This is a genomic window from Novosphingobium sp. KACC 22771, assembly GCF_028736195.1.
Taxonomy (GTDB): Bacteria; Pseudomonadota; Alphaproteobacteria; order Sphingomonadales; family Sphingomonadaceae; genus Novosphingobium.
Window position 1 is genome coordinate 747,188 of sequence record NZ_CP117881.1, and the last position, 18,750, is coordinate 765,937.

The 18,750-nt window shown below is 67.1% G+C and carries 8 protein-coding genes; 4 read left to right on the forward strand and 4 right to left on the reverse strand.

Going from position 1 to position 18,750, the window contains the following annotated elements:
- Window position 1: 1 nt before the first annotated feature.
- Both PQ467_RS03325 and PQ467_RS03330 read left to right on the forward strand, forming a co-directional pair.
- Window positions 2–10,156: a filamentous hemagglutinin N-terminal domain-containing protein gene (locus tag PQ467_RS03325; protein ID WP_274175135.1), complete on the forward strand. Its 10,155-nt coding sequence runs from the start codon at window positions 2–4 to the stop codon at window positions 10,154–10,156.
- Window positions 10,157–10,161: 5 nt separating this feature from the next.
- Entirely contained in the window at window positions 10,162–13,308 is a 3,147-nt protein-coding gene (locus PQ467_RS03330; protein WP_274176078.1) for a CHAT domain-containing protein, read from the forward strand.
- A 116-nt stretch (window positions 13,309–13,424) separates the two neighbouring features.
- On the opposite strand, the gene PQ467_RS03335 is transcribed toward PQ467_RS03330, so the two are convergent.
- Complete coding sequence (locus PQ467_RS03335) at window positions 13,425–14,549, reverse strand: OmpA family protein (protein WP_274175136.1); 1,125 nt, start codon at window positions 14,547–14,549, stop codon at window positions 13,425–13,427.
- A gap of 227 nt (window positions 14,550–14,776) precedes the next feature.
- Here PQ467_RS03335 and PQ467_RS03340 point away from each other — a divergent pair, with 227 nt between their 5' ends.
- Window positions 14,777–15,028 carry a GlsB/YeaQ/YmgE family stress response membrane protein gene (locus tag PQ467_RS03340; RefSeq protein WP_274175137.1) on the forward strand — a complete coding sequence of 84 codons (252 nt, stop codon included), beginning with the start codon at window positions 14,777–14,779 and terminating at the stop codon, window positions 15,026–15,028.
- Window positions 15,029–15,063: 35 nt separating this feature from the next.
- Here PQ467_RS03340 and PQ467_RS03345 read toward each other — a convergent pair whose 3' ends face one another.
- On the reverse strand, window positions 15,064–16,836 hold the full coding sequence (locus PQ467_RS03345; RefSeq protein ID WP_274175138.1) for an SLC13 family permease: 1,773 nt from the start codon (window positions 16,834–16,836) through the stop codon (window positions 15,064–15,066).
- 231 nt (window positions 16,837–17,067) lie between these two features.
- Between PQ467_RS03345 and PQ467_RS03350 the strand changes: the two genes are divergently transcribed.
- Complete coding sequence (locus tag PQ467_RS03350) at window positions 17,068–18,120, forward strand: zinc-binding metallopeptidase family protein (RefSeq protein ID WP_274175139.1); 1,053 nt, start codon at window positions 17,068–17,070, stop codon at window positions 18,118–18,120.
- A 57-nt stretch (window positions 18,121–18,177) separates the two neighbouring features.
- Here the strand turns inward: PQ467_RS03350 and PQ467_RS03355 are convergent, their stop codons facing one another.
- Together PQ467_RS03355 and PQ467_RS03360 are read right to left on the reverse strand one after the other, a co-directional pair.
- Window positions 18,178–18,435: a GlsB/YeaQ/YmgE family stress response membrane protein gene (locus PQ467_RS03355; RefSeq protein WP_274175140.1), complete on the reverse strand. Its 258-nt coding sequence runs from the start codon at window positions 18,433–18,435 to the stop codon at window positions 18,178–18,180.
- Window positions 18,436–18,513: 78 nt separating this feature from the next.
- Window positions 18,514–18,666, reverse strand: coding sequence for a lmo0937 family membrane protein (locus PQ467_RS03360; RefSeq protein ID WP_274175141.1), 153 nt, complete (start codon window positions 18,664–18,666; stop codon window positions 18,514–18,516).
- Between the last annotated feature and the right edge of the window lie 84 nt (window positions 18,667–18,750).

The following is an 18,750-nucleotide window of genomic DNA, read 5'->3' on the forward strand; positions in this document are numbered from 1 at the left end:
CATGACGTTCCGCCGCAGCATGTCGCCTTTCACACCGGCCCGCGCCCGCCGTCGGGCGCTTCTGGCCTCCACCACCTTGATGGGCACCACGCTCATGGGGGTTGCGCTGCTGACCGGCACGGCACAGGCCCAGTCCCTGCCCAGCCTGGCCAATGCGGGCGGCGCCAGCATCAGCACATCGGGGCCTGTCGGCTCCGAGGTGATGACGGTCAACCTGAACGATGCCAGTCGCATCATTGACTTCAACAACTACAACATCGCCGCCGGTCGCACGGTCAGCTATGTCACGACCACCACGTCCCTGACCGATCTGGTGGCGGCCAACCGCGTGCTGAGCGCGGGCGGCACCTCGATCATCAACGGCACGATCACCGCGCAAAACGGCATTTCGGTCTGGCTGTTCAATCAGGACGGCATCACCTTCAACGGCTCGGCCCAGATCGCGGGGGGCAGCCTGCTGCTCTCGACGCTGGATTTCAGCAGCCCGGTCGATGGCGCCTTTCGCACCGCCTTTGCCTCGGCAGGCGCGGCCAACAGCACCGCCTTCAACTTTGCCGGCTCCGCCGCCAGCCCGATCCAGATCAACAGCGCCGGGCTCAATGTCACCGGCTCGATCATGGCCGTGGGGCAATCGATCACCAACACCGCCCCCATCAGCACCAACAGCGGCTCGGTCGTGCTGGTCGCGGCCAGCGATGTCACTTTCAACAGCGGCGTTGGCAGCCCGCTCAACTTCACCATCAACGCAGGCACCACGCTGACCGGCGGGGTCAATGTCCAGGGCAGCCTTTCGGGCCAGTCGGTGGTTGTCGCGGGCGCCTTGCAGAACAACCTGACCGCCACGCTGCTCAATGTCGATGCGGGCGCCACGCTGACGGCCAGCGATGTGAATGGCGCGGTGGTGCTGGCGACAGCCTCGACCACGGCGGGGGCAAACACGATCACCGTCAACAACGGCACCAACGCGCTGGCCTCGATTGCCGGCAACGGCGCGCTCTCGGCTGCCGGTGCGGGTGGCGATGTCAAGCTGGTGGCCAATGACGCGGTGACGGTGGCGGGCAATGTCACCGCAGGGCAAAATTATACAGTGTCGGGCAGCGGCATCACGCTGGGCGCGGCCGCCACGACGGTGCAGCAAACCGCAGGCGGCCTGGTCAATATCGAGGCGAGCACGTCGGACATTACCGGCCTTGGCGCGCTGACCCTGCAATCGGACGCTGCAGGGTCTGGCGCCTCGGCGCTGACGCTGAAGGCCGATGCCGGGGCGGTCAATTTCGACACCACGACCAGCCTTATCGCCGGTCTGGCGGGCGGCACCCCCACCCAGCGCAGCGAAGTGGTCATCACCAGCGCGCCCGGCCTCAATCTTGGCAATGTCACCGCCTCCAGCCTGCATTCGGCCAGCAGCACTGACCTTATTGCCGCCACAGACCTGCGCACGCAGGATATCACTGTTGACGCGCCGCTGACGCTGACTTCCACGGGCGGCTTTGTGCATACCGGCGCGATTGCCGTAGGCAATGCCGGAGCGGATGTCGCCATTTCGGCCAATGGCGCGACGAGCGACATTCAGACCGGCAATATCCAGAGCAACGGCGGCAATATTCTTCTCTCGTCGAGCACCGGCATCAATGTGGCTGATGTCAGCACGGGGGCCACCGCCGGCTCGGTCGGGCTGCTGGCGGGCGGGACGATCACGGCGACGACGCTGAGCGCGGGCAAGGACATTGCCGGGCAGGGCAGCGCGGTGAGCGTGGGCTCGGCCACGGCGGGCGATGACATTGACCTTGTGGCGCAGAATGGGGCGCTGAGCCTGACGACGGGCCTGTCGAACGCGGCGGTCGGCGCGGGCCTGACCGGCGTGGTGTTTGGCGGCGCGGCGGGCACGGCAGGCTCGATCAGCATCGGGGCCGAGGATGCGCAACTTGGCGCGGCGACGATCCGGTTGCGCTCGGCAGCGGGCGATGTGACCTCCGCCACCAGCCTGACGACGAACAATGGCGATGTGATCGTCAATGCGGCGAACAATGTGTCGCTGAATACGGTGACGGCGACCGGGCTGACCTCGGGCAGCATCGCGGTGCGTGCGGGCGGCAATGTGACGCAGGCGCTGAGCCTGACCTCGCAGAGCGAGGACGTGAGCGTGGCGGCGGGCGGCAGCGCTGCGCTGGGCAGCGTGAGCGCGGCCGATGACATTGACATCACCGCGGCCAGCCTGAGCTTTACCGGCCTGACGCTGAGCGGGGGGGCGGATCGCACGCGCTATGCCGATGTGATCAGCGGCACGGCGGGGCAGAGCAATGGCGTGACCTTCACCACGCCCGATGATGCGGCGCTGGCCGGTGCCAATGTGGTGCGGCTGGTGGTGAGCGGCGGGGTGGGCGGCAGCGTGCCGACGGCGCCGGTGGGCCTGCTGGCGGGCACGGTGACGACGAGCGGGGCGTTTACGGCCAATGGCGCGGGCGACATCCGGCTGGGCGATGTGACCTCGGGCGGGGACATTGCGGTGACGAGCACGGGCGGCTCGGTGACGGGCCTGCCGAGCGGCTATGCGGCGGCGGGCGGCGGCACGATCACGGCGACGGGCGGCAAGGTGCTGCTCTCGGTGGGCAGCGGGACGTTCGGCGCGATCAGCACCGGGGCGGGCGGTTCGGTGGCCACGCTCAGCAACGGGGCCGACACGCTGCGGATCGGCACGGTGAGCAGCGGGACGGTGACGCTGGGGGCGCAGCAGACGCTGGATGTGGGCACGCTCACGGCGGGCAGCGCGACGCTGACCACGGCGGCGGGGGCGGCGGATGCGTTCTCGCTTGAACTGATCGGGGCGGCGACGCGCCTGGCGCCGGGCAACGGGCTGGCCAATCTGACGGCCGGCGCGGACAATGGCCGGATCACGGTCAATGCCGCCAATGGCATCGCCCAGCTTGGCACGGTGATCGCGGGGAGCGGCGCGGGCACGCTGGATCAGGATCAGGTGAGCGTGAGCGCGCAGGCGCTGATGGTCGATACGGTGCGGGCGCGCGACGGCTCGCTCAACCTGCTGGCCAGCCGTGGCCTGCTGCAGGTGGGCACGGGTTCGGCGCATTATGACGCGGTGCTGACCAAGAACAACGCGGACAATGCCAGCATCGGTTCGGACACGATCACCGACGTGCTGCGGGTGGATGACCTGAGCGCGGGCTATGGCGTCGGCCTGACCAGCGCGACCTCGGCCTTTGTGACGACGCAGGCCACCGCGCAGGGCAATGACGCGCTGCGCAATACGCTGGCGATCAGCGCGGCGCGCAACATCGGCGTGGCGAGCGCTGCGGCCACCACCGGCTCGGTCGGCCTGCTGGCGGGCGGGACGATCACGGCGACGACGCTGAGCGCGGGCAAGGACATTGCCGGGCAGGGCAGCGCGGTGAGCGTGGGCTCGGCCACGGCGGGCGATGACATTGACCTTGTGGCGCAGAATGGGGCGCTGAGCCTGACGACGGGCCTGTCGAACGCGGCGGTCGGCGCGGGCCTGACCGGCGTGGTGTTTGGCGGCGCGGCGGGCACGGCAGGCTCGATCAGCATCGGGGCCGAGGATGCGCAACTTGGCGCGGCGACGATCCGGTTGCGCTCGGCAGCGGGCGATGTGACCTCCGCCACCAGCCTGACGACGAACAATGGCGATGTGATCGTCAATGCGGCGAACAATGTGTCGCTGAATACGGTGACGGCGACCGGGCTGACCTCGGGCAGCATCGCGGTGCGTGCGGGCGGCAATGTGACGCAGGCGCTGAGCCTGACCTCGCAGAGCGAGGACGTGAGCGTGGCGGCGGGCGGCAGCGCTGCGCTGGGCAGCGTGAGCGCGGCCGATGACATTGACATCACCGCGGCCAGCCTGAGCTTTACCGGCCTGACGCTGAGCGGGGGGGCGGATCGCACGCGCTATGCCGATGTGATCAGCGGCACGGCGGGGCAGAGCAATGGCGTGACCTTCACCACGCCCGATGATGCGGCGCTGGCCGGTGCCAATGTGGTGCGGCTGGTGGTGAGCGGCGGGGTGGGCGGCAGCGTGCCGACGGCGCCGGTGGGCCTGCTGGCGGGCACGGTGACGACGAGCGGGGCGTTTACGGCCAATGGCGCGGGCGACATCCGGCTGGGCGATGTGACCTCGGGCGGGGACATTGCGGTGACGAGCACGGGCGGCTCGGTGACGGGCCTGCCGAGCGGCTATGCGGCGGCGGGCGGCGGCACGATCACGGCGACGGGCGGCAAGGTGCTGCTCTCGGTGGGCAGCGGGACGTTCGGCGCGATCAGCACCGGGGCGGGCGGTTCGGTGGCCACGCTCAGCAACGGGGCCGACACGCTGCGGATCGGCACGGTGAGCAGCGGGACGGTGACGCTGGGGGCGCAGCAGACGCTGGATGTGGGCACGCTCACGGCGGGCAGCGCGACGCTGACCACGGCGGCGGGGGCGGCGGATGCGTTCTCGCTTGAACTGATCGGGGCGGCGACGCGCCTGGCGCCGGGCAACGGGCTGGCCAATCTGACGGCCGGCGCGGACAATGGCCGGATCACGGTCAATGCCGCCAATGGCATCGCCCAGCTTGGCACGGTGATCGCGGGGAGCGGCGCGGGCACGCTGGATCAGGATCAGGTGAGCGTGAGCGCGCAGGCGCTGATGGTCGATACGGTGCGGGCGCGCGACGGCTCGCTCAACCTGCTGGCCAGCCGTGGCCTGCTGCAGGTGGGCACGGGTTCGGCGCATTATGACGCGGTGCTGACCAAGAACAACGCGGACAATGCCAGCATCGGTTCGGACACGATCACCGACGTGCTGCGGGTGGATGACCTGAGCGCGGGCTATGGCGTCGGCCTGACCAGCGCGACCTCGGCCTTTGTGACGACGCAGGCCACCGCGCAGGGCAATGACGCGCTGCGCAATACGCTGGCGATCAGCGCGGCGCGCAACATCGGCGTGGCGAGCGCTGCGGCCACCACCGGCTCGGTCGGGCTGCTGGCGGGCGGGACGATCACGGCGACGACGCTGAGCGCGGGCAAGGACATTGCCGGGCAGGGCAGCGCGGTGAGCGTGGGCTCGGCCACGGCGGGCGATGACATTGACCTTGTGGCGCAGAATGGGGCGCTGAGCCTGACGACGGGCCTGTCGAACGCGGCGGTCGGCGCGGGCCTGACCGGCGTGGTGTTTGGCGGCGCGGCGGGCACGGCAGGCTCGATCAGCATCGGAGCCGAGGACGCCCAGCTTGGCGCGGCGACCATCCGGTTGCGCTCGGCAGCGGGCGATGTGACCTCCGCCACCAGCCTGACGACGAACAATGGCGATGTGATCGTCAATGCGGCGAACAATGTGTCGCTGAATACGGTGACGGCGACCGGGCTGACCTCGGGCAGCATCGCGGTGCGTGCGGGCGGCAATGTGACGCAGGCGCTGAGCCTGACCTCGCAGAGCGAGGACGTGAGCGTGGCGGCGGGCGGCAGCGCTGCGCTGGGCAGCGTGAGCGCGGCCGATGACATTGACATCACCGCGGCCAGCCTGAGCTTTACCGGCCTGACGCTGAGCGGGGGGGCGGATCGCACGCGCTATGCCGATGTGATCAGCGGCACGGCGGGGCAGAGCAATGGCGTGACCTTCACCACGCCCGATGATGCGGCGCTGGCCGGTGCCAATGTGGTGCGGCTGGTGGTGAGCGGCGGGGTGGGCGGCAGCGTGCCGACGGCGCCGGTGGGCCTGCTGGCGGGCACGGTGACGACGAGCGGGGCGTTTACGGCCAATGGCGCGGGCGACATCCGGCTGGGCGATGTGACCTCGGGCGGGGACATTGCGGTGACGAGCACGGGCGGCTCGGTGACGGGCCTGCCGAGCGGCTATGCGGCGGCGGGCGGCGGCACGATCACGGCGACGGGCGGCAAGGTGCTGCTCTCGGTGGGCAGCGGGACGTTCGGCGCGATCAGCACCGGGGCGGGCGGTTCGGTGGCCACGCTCAGCAACGGGGCCGACACGCTGCGGATCGGCACGGTGAGCAGCGGGACGGTGACGCTGGGGGCGCAGCAGACGCTGGATGTGGGCACGCTCACGGCGGGCAGCGCGACGCTGACCACGGCGGCGGGGGCGGCGGATGCGTTCTCGCTTGAACTGATCGGGGCGGCGACGCGCCTGGCGCCGGGCAACGGGCTGGCCAATCTGACGGCCGGCGCGGACAATGGCCGGATCACGGTCAATGCCGCCAATGGCATCGCCCAGCTTGGCACGGTGATCGCGGGGAGCGGCGCGGGCACGCTGGATCAGGATCAGGTGAGCGTGAGCGCGCAGGCGCTGATGGTCGATACGGTGCGGGCGCGCGACGGCTCGCTCAACCTGCTGGCCAGCCGTGGCCTGCTGCAGGTGGGCACGGGTTCGGCGCATTATGACGCGGTGCTGACCAAGAACAACGCGGACAATGCCAGCATCGGTTCGGACACGATCACCGACGTGCTGCGGGTGGATGACCTGAGCGCGGGCTATGGCGTCGGCCTGACCAGCGCGACCTCGGCCTTTGTGACGACGCAGGCCACCGCGCAGGGCAATGACGCGCTGCGCAATACGCTGGCGATCAGCGCGGCGCGCAACATCGGCGTGGCGAGCGCTGCGGCCACCACCGGCTCGGTCGGCCTGCTGGCGGGCGGGACGATCACGGCGACGACGCTGAGCGCGGGCAAGGACATTGCCGGGCAGGGCAGCGCGGTGAGCGTGGGCTCGGCCACGGCGGGCGATGACATTGACCTTGTGGCGCAGAATGGGGCGCTGAGCCTGACGACGGGCCTGTCGAACGCGGCGGTCGGCGCGGGCCTGACCGGCGTGGTGTTTGGCGGCGCGGCGGGCACGGCAGGCTCGATCAGCATCGGGGCCGAGGATGCGCAACTTGGCGCGGCGACGATCCGGTTGCGCTCGGCAGCGGGCGATGTGACCTCCGCCACCAGCCTGACGACGAACAATGGCGATGTGATCGTCAATGCGGCGAACAATGTGTCGCTGAATACGGTGACGGCGACCGGGCTGACCTCGGGCAGCATCGCGGTGCGTGCGGGCGGCAATGTGACGCAGGCGCTGAGCCTGACCTCGCAGAGCGAGGACGTGAGCGTGGCGGCGGGCGGCAGCGCTGCGCTGGGCAGCGTGAGCGCGGCCGATGACATTGACATCACCGCGGCCAGCCTGAGCTTTACCGGCCTGACGCTGAGCGGGGGGGCGGATCGCACGCGCTATGCCGATGTGATCAGCGGCACGGCGGGGCAGAGCAATGGCGTGACCTTCACCACGCCCGATGATGCGGCGCTGGCCGGTGCCAATGTGGTGCGGCTGGTGGTGAGCGGCGGGGTGGGCGGCAGCGTGCCGACGGCGCCGGTGGGCCTGCTGGCGGGCACGGTGACGACGAGCGGGGCGTTTACGGCCAATGGCGCGGGCGACATCCGGCTGGGCGATGTGACCTCGGGCGGGGACATTGCGGTGACGAGCACGGGCGGCTCGGTGACGGGCCTGCCGAGCGGCTATGCGGCGGCGGGCGGCGGCACGATCACGGCGACGGGCGGCAAGGTGCTGCTCTCGGTGGGCAGCGGGACGTTCGGCGCGATCAGCACCGGGGCGGGCGGTTCGGTGGCCACGCTCAGCAACGGGGCCGACACGCTGCGGATCGGCACGGTGAGCAGCGGGACGGTGACGCTGGGGGCGCAGCAGACGCTGGATGTGGGCACGCTCACGGCGGGCAGCGCGACGCTGACCACGGCGGCGGGGGCGGCGGATGCGTTCTCGCTTGAACTGATCGGGGCGGCGACGCGCCTGGCGCCGGGCAACGGGCTGGCCAATCTGACGGCCGGCGCGGACAATGGCCGGATCACGGTCAATGCCGCCAATGGCATCGCCCAGCTTGGCACGGTGATCGCGGGGAGCGGCGCGGGCACGCTGGATCAGGATCAGGTGAGCGTGAGCGCGCAGGCGCTGATGGTCGATACGGTGCGGGCGCGCGACGGCTCGCTCAACCTGCTGGCCAGCCGTGGCCTGCTGCAGGTGGGCACGGGTTCGGCGCATTATGACGCGGTGCTGACCAAGAACAACGCGGACAATGCCAGCATCGGTTCGGACACGATCACCGACGTGCTGCGGGTGGATGACCTGAGCGCGGGCTATGGCGTCGGCCTGACCAGCGCGACCTCGGCCTTTGTGACGACGCAGGCCACCGCGCAGGGCAATGACGCGCTGCGCAATACGCTGGCGATCAGCGCGGCGCGCAACATCGGCGTGGCGAGCGCTGCGGCCACCACCGGCTCGGTCGGGCTGCTGGCGGGCGGGACGATCACGGCGACGACGCTGAGCGCGGGCAAGGACATTGCCGGGCAGGGCAGCGCGGTGAGCGTGGGCTCGGCCACGGCGGGCGATGACATTGACCTTGTGGCGCAGAATGGGGCGCTGAGCCTGACGACGGGCCTGTCGAACGCGGCGGTCGGCGCGGGCCTGACCGGCGTGGTGTTTGGCGGCGCGGCGGGCACGGCAGGCTCGATCAGCATCGGAGCCGAGGACGCCCAGCTTGGCGCGGCGACCATCCGGTTGCGGGCCGTCCAGAGCAATGTGACCTCGGGCACCAGCCTGACGACCAATGGCGCGGGCGATATTCTGGTCAATGCCAAAGGCAATGTTTCGCTGGCGGCCAGCACGGCGCGGCGCGGTTCGATTGCGCTGTTGGCGGGCGGCAGCATCGCCACAAGCGGCGCCACCAGCGCCAGCGAGGATATTGCGGCCTCGGCCGGGACCAGCGCGACATTTGCCGCACTGACCGCAGGCGACGATATCGAACTGGCGGCGGCCGGGACGGTTTCGGCGGCAACGGCGACCATCGGCGGTTCGGCGACCGGGCTGGATGCGCGCCATGCCGTGCTGACCAACGCCAGTGCAGGCCAGAGCGGCGCCATCGCGCTGGTTTCGGGCGATGCGCGCGGGGCCAAGAGCCTGCCGAGCGGGTCGAGCCTCGCCAATGATCCCAACGGCCGCAATATCATCATTGAGGCGAGCGATGTGGCGCTGAGCGGCAATCTGACCTCGAGCGGGCGGATCATCCTGCGCAACACCGGGACCGGGGCCACCACGGTGGGCAATTCGACCAGCACCGCGGGCAATCCCTTTGCGCTCAGCAACGCCGAAATGGCCCTGCTCAAGGCGCCCTCGGTGATTGTCGATACGGGAAGCAAGGCGCTGGAGATCGGCAAGCTGGACATTTTGAACGATGTCGCCACCAGCGATATGCGCTTTACCGCCACAGGCGCGGTGGCGATCACCGGGCCGGTGGCGGTGCAGGGCACGGCCCAGCGCACATTGCAGATCGGGGGCCTGCTCGACACGCTGACCGATAATGCCGCTGCGCATACTTTCGCCACCCAGATCACCGCCAATCTGAGCGTCAATGGCGGCAGCGGCACGCCTTCGATCAATGCCGGATCGGCCACGGTCGAATTGCGCGCGGACAGGATCCTGTTTGGCACGGCCACCATGCTCTCGACCTATGGCGGCATGGATGCGGGCCAGATCGCCTCGCAGGTCGCCAATGCTTCCTCGCTGCTTTACACCGATCCCACCGCGCAAAACATCGGCACTTTCCTGACCGCGCGTCAGGTGACGGTGGGCTACAAGAATTTCGCCTTGTTCCAGAACACGCAGGTGTCGGGCAATCAGGGGGTCCAGATCAATTCGGCGGGCGGCACCAATCCCACCGCTCTGGCCATCCGGCTGATCAGCACCGGCGACACCCCGGCCAACAGCTTTGCCATGTTCGGCACGGTGGACGGGTTTAGCGGAACCAGCGCGGCAACACTGACCAATGCGGCCATCGAACTGGCCCCGGCGGGCTCGCTCAATGCCTTCCGCGTGTCGCGCGCCAATTCGCGGATCAACGGATGCGCCATCGGCGCGCCTGACAAGGGATGCCTGACCACCGACGTGGCCCAGCCCAACTTCAACCTTTATGATGAGCGCAAGGTGGCCGTGTTCAACTTCAAGAGCGGCGACACGCTGGCCGTCACCCCCCTGATCGGGCGCGGCAATGACAGCCTGATCGTCAATGTAGCCGATGCCGCGGTCAGCCTCGACACGATCGAGTGCCGGCCTTCGGATACCAACTGCCCGCCCAAGGGAGGCAAGTGAGCATCATGACGCACCGCAAGACCTTTTTCACGCTCGCCACCTCGCTCCTGGCGATGAGCATCGGGGGCTTGGGCGCAACGGCGCAGGCGGCCCTGGCGCCCGAACGCTTTGCGCTGGGGGCCAATGCCAATGGCGACGCCTGTTCCGCCTCGCGCCAGTGGGGGGCGGGGGCCGGGCCGATCAGCTATGCCGCCGATCAGCCTTTCGTCATCAATTGCCGCGACATCGCCGCCGCCGATCTGCAGGGCTATGTCAGCGCGCGGGGCAAACCGGCTGAGGCCACCACCTGCGGCGAGGCGGTTGCGGCCACCATTGCGGGCAATATTCCCGCGCAGGTGCGGCGCTGTTTTGACCCGCGTCTGGGCAAGCCGGCGATCGATATCCGCATCACCGCGCGCGATGGTTCGGTGTGGCAAGGAGCGGCGGTGGAATCGGCGCTGGGCGTGCTGGAAACCGCCTTGGGGGTGATCGCGATGGGCGCGACCCCGCCGCAGGGCAACCAGACGCCCAAATCCGCGATCCAGCTTGCCGCGCTGCCCCCGGCGCCTGCGGCCAAGGTGGAGCAGCAGGGGCAGGCACTCTCGCCCGCCAATGTGCTGACCGATGGGGTGATCGCCCTGCAGAGCGGGCGCCTGCTCGATGCCTCGCGCACGTTGAGCGATGGGCTGCGCGCCTTTGCCAATGCCGATCCCACCACGCGCGCGGATCTGCGCCTCGCCGCCGGGCTAGCGCATTCCAATCTGACCCAGTTTGAACTGGCCGCTGCCGATTTTGCCGTGGCGGATGGCTATCTGCGCGATGCGCCACCCTCGCCCCAGCGCTCCCTGCTGATGAATCAATTGGGGATTTATCGCGGCATCGATCTGGTCAACCAGCATCGCTGGAACGAGGCGATTGCCGAATTGAACCGCATGCCCGGCACCAGCGCGGGCGGCATCGAAGATCCCGAAACGCTCAGCCGTCTCAATCAGGAAGGCAGCGGGCGGGGCAGCAATCTGCAATCGCAATTGAGCAATGACACCGACCTCAATGCGACCCTGCTCAAGGTTCAGCGCTATCAGACCTTGAGCGTGGCCTATCTGGGCGCGGGGCGCGTGGATGAGGCGGGGGCCGCCTTGCAGGTGGCCAGCGGGGCGGCCAATGCCATTGTCCAGCGCTATGCGCCCGACAATATCGCCTGGCTGCGCACCACGCTGGAGCGTCAGCAGGCGCGCATTTACATGCGGCGCAACACGGCGCGCGACATTGCCCGCGCGCTGGACCATTACGATTGCGCGATTGCCGGATTGAGCGGGCGGACATCGGGCACGGCCTGCCTGTTCCCCAATGCCAAGCCGCTGAGCGATACCTATGTGGCCGCGCCCTTGCTAGCCGATACGCAATTGGAACGCGCCAGCGCCGCCTCGCGCAATCCGGCGATCAGTTCGGACAAGGTGCTGGCCGAATATGCCAATGCGGTGCAGAGCCTGCCGCAACTGACGGGGACGGGCAATGTCTCGCTGGCCTCGATCGAGCGCTATTTCGCCTTGTTGACGCGCGCCCCCGCTACGCCCGAGCGCGATGACCGCTTTTTCCAGGCGATGCAGATGATCGGTGAACCGGCCATCGCGCTGGAATATGCGCAATTGCAGCGCGTGCTTTCGGCCGATCCCAAGGCCGCCGAATTGCTGCGCCGCCGCGCTCAGGTTGACCGCCAGCTGGTCCGCCTACGCACCGAAATCGCCAGTGCGGACGCCAATAGCGCGGCGCTGGCCGAGCTGGAAAAGGAGCGCCTTGCCGCCACCGGCGAGCGCGACCAGATCGCGGCGCAATTGTCGGCCAGCAACCGCATCGGCGCGCTTCAGGACGAACCGGCCACCATCGAGGCGATCCGCAGCGCGCTTGGCCCCCGTGAGGCCTATCTCAAGCTGGTCCAGCTTTACAGCTCGATGGCGGGCATCGTGGTGACCAAGGAGCGGACGTGGATCTATATGGTCGATGGCGGGCTGGCCAAGACCGATGCGCTTGCCGATGCGGTGATGAACAGCGCGCGGCTGGATGAAAAGACACGCCGGATCAGCCCCTTTGCCGTGGCTCAGTCGCAACAGCTGTTTCAGGCGATCACCGGGCCTGCGGCCTCCGCCGTGGCGGGCGCGGAACGGATCATCTATGATCCGGCGGGCAAGCTGCGTCAGGTGCCGCTGGCCGTGCTGGTGACCGATCCCGCCTCCGTTACGGCCTATCAGGCGCAAAAGGCCAAGGGCGATTATTCGAAACTGGCCTTTGTTGCGCGCAGCAGCGAGTCCTCGGTGGCCTTGTCGCCGCGGGCTTTTCTGCGCTCGCGCAATGATGTCAAATCCTCGGCCGCGCGGGGCAAATTTCTGGGCATAGGCGAAAATGCCGCGCCCGAACCGGCCCCGGCCAACACCGGCGACAACCGGATGCCCTTTGACTGTTCCCTGTCCTATACCCAATGGGCGGGCTATCTGAGCAAGGTCAACCCGATCAGCGCGCGTGAATTGACCATTGCGGCCAATGCTATCGGCGCCGATGGAGCGCCCACCATCGTGGGCGACAAATTCACCGATATCAGCCTGATCGACGGCCCGGCCTCATCCCAGCTTGGCCAGTATCAGGTCGTTCATTTCGCCACCCATGGACTGCCTGAAACGCAGGTCGATCTCTCCACCTGCAAATTGCATCTGCCGCCCGCGCTGCTGACCACGCTGGCTGCGCCGACGCCCTCGGGTCAGGTCCTGTCCGATGGCATGCTGTCCTTTGACGAAGTGGCCAAGCTGGAGCTGGACGCTAATCTGGTGGTGCTCTCGGCCTGCGACACGGCGGCGGGCACCAGTGTCCAGACCGCGCTCAAGGCCGGGCTGGAAAGCGCCTCGCCCGCGCTCGACGGGCTGGTGCGCTCCTTTATCGCGGCGGGCGCACGCACGGTCATGGCCACGTTCTGGGCCGTGCCGGTTCTGACCCAGACCGACGATCTGATGTCCACCTTTTACCGCACCGGACGCAGCGCCACCATGGCCAGCGCGATCAAGACCGCGCAGGACCAGATGATCGACACCCGCCGCTTTTCGCATCCCTATTACTGGGGTGCCTATTTCCTGGTGGGCGATGGGGCCAAATCGATGCTGACGCCGACACAGATGGCGATGAAGTAAGCGCCCTTATTGTCGACCAGCCCGTCGGATTTCAATTCCGTCGGCCACCAACATCAACGCATATAAAAAGGGCCGGATTTCTCCGGCCCTTTCCATTACGGGGAAGGAAGGAGGGCTTAGTTGCCCGAGCCCGGCCCGTAAGTGATTTCAACGCGACGGTTCTGCAGTTCGCGGACGCCGTCGGCGGTGGGAACGCGCTGGTTGGTTTCACCCAGACCCTGCGTGGTGATCGAGCCGCTGCCAACGCCGTGGCTGGTCAGGTAGGACTTGACCGATTCAGCGCGGCGCTGCGACAGGCCGAGGTTGTACTTGGGCGTACCCGAGCTGTCGGTATAACCGGCCACCATCACCGGCACCGTGCCGCAATTGCCATAGGCCTGGATCGCGCTGTCGAGGATGCCTGCGGCTTCGCTCGTGACGTCCGACTTATCCCAATCGAAGAACACGATGTAGGGGCCCTTGTTGCAAACCGGCGGGGGCGGCGGGGGGGGCGGGGGCGGCGGCGGGGGAGCAGGTTCGGCGGCCGGCGGGGGCGGCGGGGGCGGAGCGGGCTCGGCCACCGGCTCGGCGGCGCGGCCGAAGTTATAGGTCAGCGTGGCCAGAACCGAGTGGCTGCGCAGCTTGGCATTGTGGAACGCGCCGGTCGAGTCAGCGAAATTGTCCGCGCCATCGGGACGGAAATAACGGTAACGCACACCAAAGTCGGCGTTCTTGCTCAGCGGCATGGTCAGGCCGGCCAGGGCCTGCCAGGCAAAACCCTGAGCATGGTCGCGGGTATAGGCGGCGTTGGTGCCGGGCAGACCTTCCGAGAGGTAAACGTCGGCATAACCGGCGCCGCCACCGGCGTAGAACTTGGCTCCGCCCCAGTGGCCGACGCTGAACAGGGCGTTACCCATCACGGCCACGGTCGAGGTGTGACCGGCCAGCGTGCCGCCATCGCGGGTGAAAGTGCCGAGCGGACCGGGGACGGCCGTCGGGCGCATCGAGCTGGCCATCTTGGATTCGTTGTAGAAGCCTTCAGCTTCAAGACGGAAGTTGCCGAAGTCATAACCGACGGCACCGCCTGCTTCCCAGCCGTACTTGAAGCGGTTGCTGCGTTCAAACCCGGTGGGGCCCGAAACGTCCGAGCGTTCCTGCTTCACCGCGCCGCCCTCGATCGTGATATAGGGGCCGGTTTCCGCGTAAGCCGAGGTTGCCATGGCAGACGAGGCCAGAGCGGCCATAATAATGAGTTTTCTCATGGGTTTCCTTCCTTCTGGAGCCGCGGGCGTTGTCGTTGGCGAGCTGTGCCTGCGTTCTGACCATGAAAGACATGAAGCGGAGGAAGGTTGCATGGAAATTGGGTGAAAATACCTCTTTTTGCGATTGCAGCAAAAATTTCCCCCTTCGCAGGCCGCCAAACGGCCGATGGAACCTCGCGCAAGGGCATCTGTTGAGCCCTTTATAGAAGCAATCAAGGAGACCTTTTATGAGCATCCTTCTGTGGCTTGTGATCGGTGCGCTGGTTGGCGCGGTCGCAGGCATGATCATGGGCGAGGCGCTGGGCCTGTTCGGCAATATCGTGGTGGGCGTGGTGGGCGCGTTTTTGGGCGGCCTCCTGTTCTCGCATGGCGATATCAACAACAGCCCGCTGACCATCGGCACTTTCTCGGTCTCGCTGGTGGGCGCCATCGTGCTGCTGGGCATCGTCAATCTGTTTCGGCGCGGGTCGCTGCGTTGAACGTTTCAGCGGGCGCGCAAGCGTTGCGCGCCCGCCTATAAGGGCCAGAACACGTTGATGGCCAGAGTGCCCGCGATGATCACCATGATCGACAAGGGCATGCCCAGCCGCCAGTAATCGCCAAAGCGATAGCCGCCCGGCCCCATCACCAGCGTGTTGCATTGATGGCCGACCGGCGTCAGGAAATCCGATCCCGCCCCCGTGGCCACGGCCATCAGGAATGCGTCGGGATTGAGATGCAGCCCGCGGGCCACGGCCACCGCCACCGGCCCCAGCAACAGCACCGTGGGCGCATTGTGCAAAAAGGGCGAACAGATCATCGCCGCCGCCATCATCACCCCCAGCGCAAAGATCGGCGCCAGATTATCCAGCAGCCCAGTCATCATATGGGCGATGATCTCGGTGCCGCCGCTGTGGTGCACCGCCTCGCTGATCGGCGTCAAGGCGCCCAGCAGCACCAGCACTTCAGGTTCCAGCGCGCCATAGGCCTCACGCGGGGAAAGCGCGCCCACCACCATCATCATGACCGCCGCGCCGAAAAACGCGCCCGCCACCGGCGCCACGCCAAAGGCCACCAGCAGCATGGCCGCCGCCAGCACGATGATCGGCAGAAACCGGCGGCGTCGGTCGCCCAGTTTGACATTGCGTTCGAACAGCGGGAGCAGATCCAGATCCGTCAGGATCGCGGGCAGCGCCCTTTCGCCCGCGCGCAGCACCAGCACATCGCCCGCGCGCAGGGCAGTTTCATCCAGCCGCTCGGTGATCCGCTCCTGGCTGCGGCCGATGCCCATCAGGCTGACGCCAAAGCGGTCCTGCAGCCCGGCTTCCTGCGCGGTTTGGCCCACCAGCAGCGAATGCTCCTGCACTACCGCCTCAATGCTGCGCATTTCCTCGCCGGGTTCGGATTTTTCCGGCTCGCGGCTCTCGCGCCCATGCATCAGCGGCACGCGGGCGAAGAGGCGATCGAGCGCCTCGTCCTGTCCCTCCAGCACCAGGCAACTGTCGGCGGGCAGCAGTGCATCGGGCAGGGCGGGGCGCGCCGTGCCATCCGGCCCGATCAGACGCCGCAGCGTCACCCCGTCATCGCTCAGGCGCAGATCGGCAATCGTCACCCCGCTTTGCGCCAGCTCGGTGGTGATGCGCGCTTCGGTGGCATAGCGCGTCTGGGCCGAGGCGGTGTCAAGGCCCGCCGCCCCCTGCCGCGTGGCGGGCAACAGGCGCCATGCCACGCTGACCGTCAGCAGGCCCAGCCCGGTCAGCACCAGACCGACCGGGGCAAAATCGAACAGCGCAAAGGGGCGGCCCAATTCCTGCTGCCGGATCTGGCTGACGATGATATTGGTCGATGTGCCCACCAGCGTGACCAGCCCGCCCAGCAGCGACATGAAAGCCATCGGCATCAGTAGGCTGGAGGGCGAGGTGCCGGTCTTGCGCCCGATGCGCAGGGCCACCGGCATCAGGATCGCCAGCGCGCCCACATTCTTGGTCAGCATCGAGAGCAGCGCGGTAACGCCCGAGAGCACCGGCACCTGAACCGGCGCGGTGCGCAAACGCTCAAGCCATGGTCCCACGGCCCATTCGATCACCCCGGAACGGGCAATCGCCGCGCTGACCACCAGCGCCGAACCGACAATCATGACCACATCGCTGGTAAAACCGGTGAAGGCCTGTTTGACCGGGACATCGCCCGTGGCCATGGCGATGACCAGCACCACCAGCGCCACCAGATCATAGCGGAACCGCCCCCACACAAACATCGCAATCGCGCCCAGCAGCAGCGCAAACGAAAGCCCCTGCGCATAGGTCATGGGGCATATCTCACGCGAAAGCGGAGCGGGGCGGCAAGGATGGGCGACAGGTTTTGCTTATGACTCACCAAACCATAATGCACAAAGGCCCGGTTTGGATCCCGACGCGGGGGCAGGAATTTGGCCCATTGACCGCCCGGCGATGAAACCCTTGATCCCACGCCGCATTGCATTGGACGAGACAAGCGGGCCGCGGTGGCCTGCTCTCCTTGCAACACGACAGGTTTCATCATGGCTCCTTTTGCATGCCCGAACTGCCGGCGTCTGGTGCATTTCGAGGCGCGGGTCTGTCCCGCCTGCCAGGCCACGCTGGGCTATGACCCGGGCGAAAACACATTTCTCTTTCTGGCCGATGAGGCCACTTGCTGGCGCGACGGTGCGGGCGAGATCGTCGATGCGGTTGTTTGCGCCAACAACACCGATCATGCAATCTGCAACTGGCTGGTGCGGACGGATGATGCCGAGCCTTTGTGCCGCGCCTGTCGCCACAATGAGGTCATCCCCGATCTGAACATGGAGGGCGTGGCCCAGCGATGGGCAAAAATCGAGGAGGCCAAGCGGCGGATGATCCATTCGCTGCTGCAACTGGGCCTGCCGGTGGAAACCCCCGCCGAAGCGCCGGAGGGCCAGCAGGGGTTTGCCTTCCGCTTCCTATACGACCCTGCGGCCGAAAACGGAGGCGATGCGCAGGTGATGACCGGCCATGACGGCGGCGTCATCACGCTCAATCTGGTCGAGGCCGACGATGCGCAGCGCCAGAAAATCCGCGAGAATATGGGCGAGCCCTATCGTACGCTGCTGGGCCATTTCCGCCATGAGATCGGGCATCATTACTGGAACCGGCTGGTCGAAAACGATCCGCAAAGGCTGGAGGAATTTCGCGCGCTGTTTGGCGATGAACGGGCCGATTATGCGCAGGCATTGGCCGCCCATTACGATGCCGATCCGGCGCAGGTGTGGAGCGAGGACTTCATCAGCTTTTACGCTACTTCGCATCCGTGGGAGGATTTTGCCGAAACCTTTGCCCATTATCTGCACATTGTCGATGTGCTGGCCACCGGGGCGGGCATCGGGCTGCGGGTGGAAGAGGGCGATCTGGACGTGCGGCTCGATTTCAACCCCTATCGTGCCAAGGCCGAACCATTGGCCGAGGCGATGGCGCCCCTGTCCTTTGCCATGAACACGATCAATCGCGCGATGGGCCAGCCCGATTGCTATCCTTTCCATCTGACTGCGCCGATTGTGGCCAAGCTGGATTTCGTTCAGCGCCTGACCGCGGGATAAGCAAAAAGGGCGGCGCCCGGTGGGTGCCGCCCTTTTTGGGTTTCGCGATGGCGCGGATTAACGCAGCGAACCGCGACGCGCCAGATTGACGATGGCCAGCAGGATCACCGCACCCACCAGCGAAACAAGGATGGTGTTGATCGAGATCACGCCATCATTGATCGTGCCGCCGGTAAACAGGATGCCGCCGATAAAGGCACCCACGATACCGACCAGAATGTCGCCCAGAATGCCCTGCGAACCGTCACGGCGCATGATCAGGCTGGCCAGCCAACCCACGAAAGCGCCTGCGATAAGCCAAAGAATAATGCCCATGTCACTCTCCTGTCAGGGGCCGCGATCCTATCGGCGGCCATGGTCCTTGGTTGGTGGCGCCTTAACGGCGCCGATGGTTCACGTTGCCGAAGAGCGACCCGTGATCAGGTGGAAAATGAAAGAAGCGATCGCGAAGAGCAGCAGCAGGTGAATCAACCCGCCCGCAACGTGAAAGACCGCAAAGCCGCCGATCCATGCGACGACAAGAATAATGGCCAGAAAAAGAAGCATGGCTGTCCTCCATTCTTTTTATTGAGGTAGTCGCCACAAGGCGGTTACAGATTCGGAAATGGTTGCCGGGCGCGGAGGTTCCAT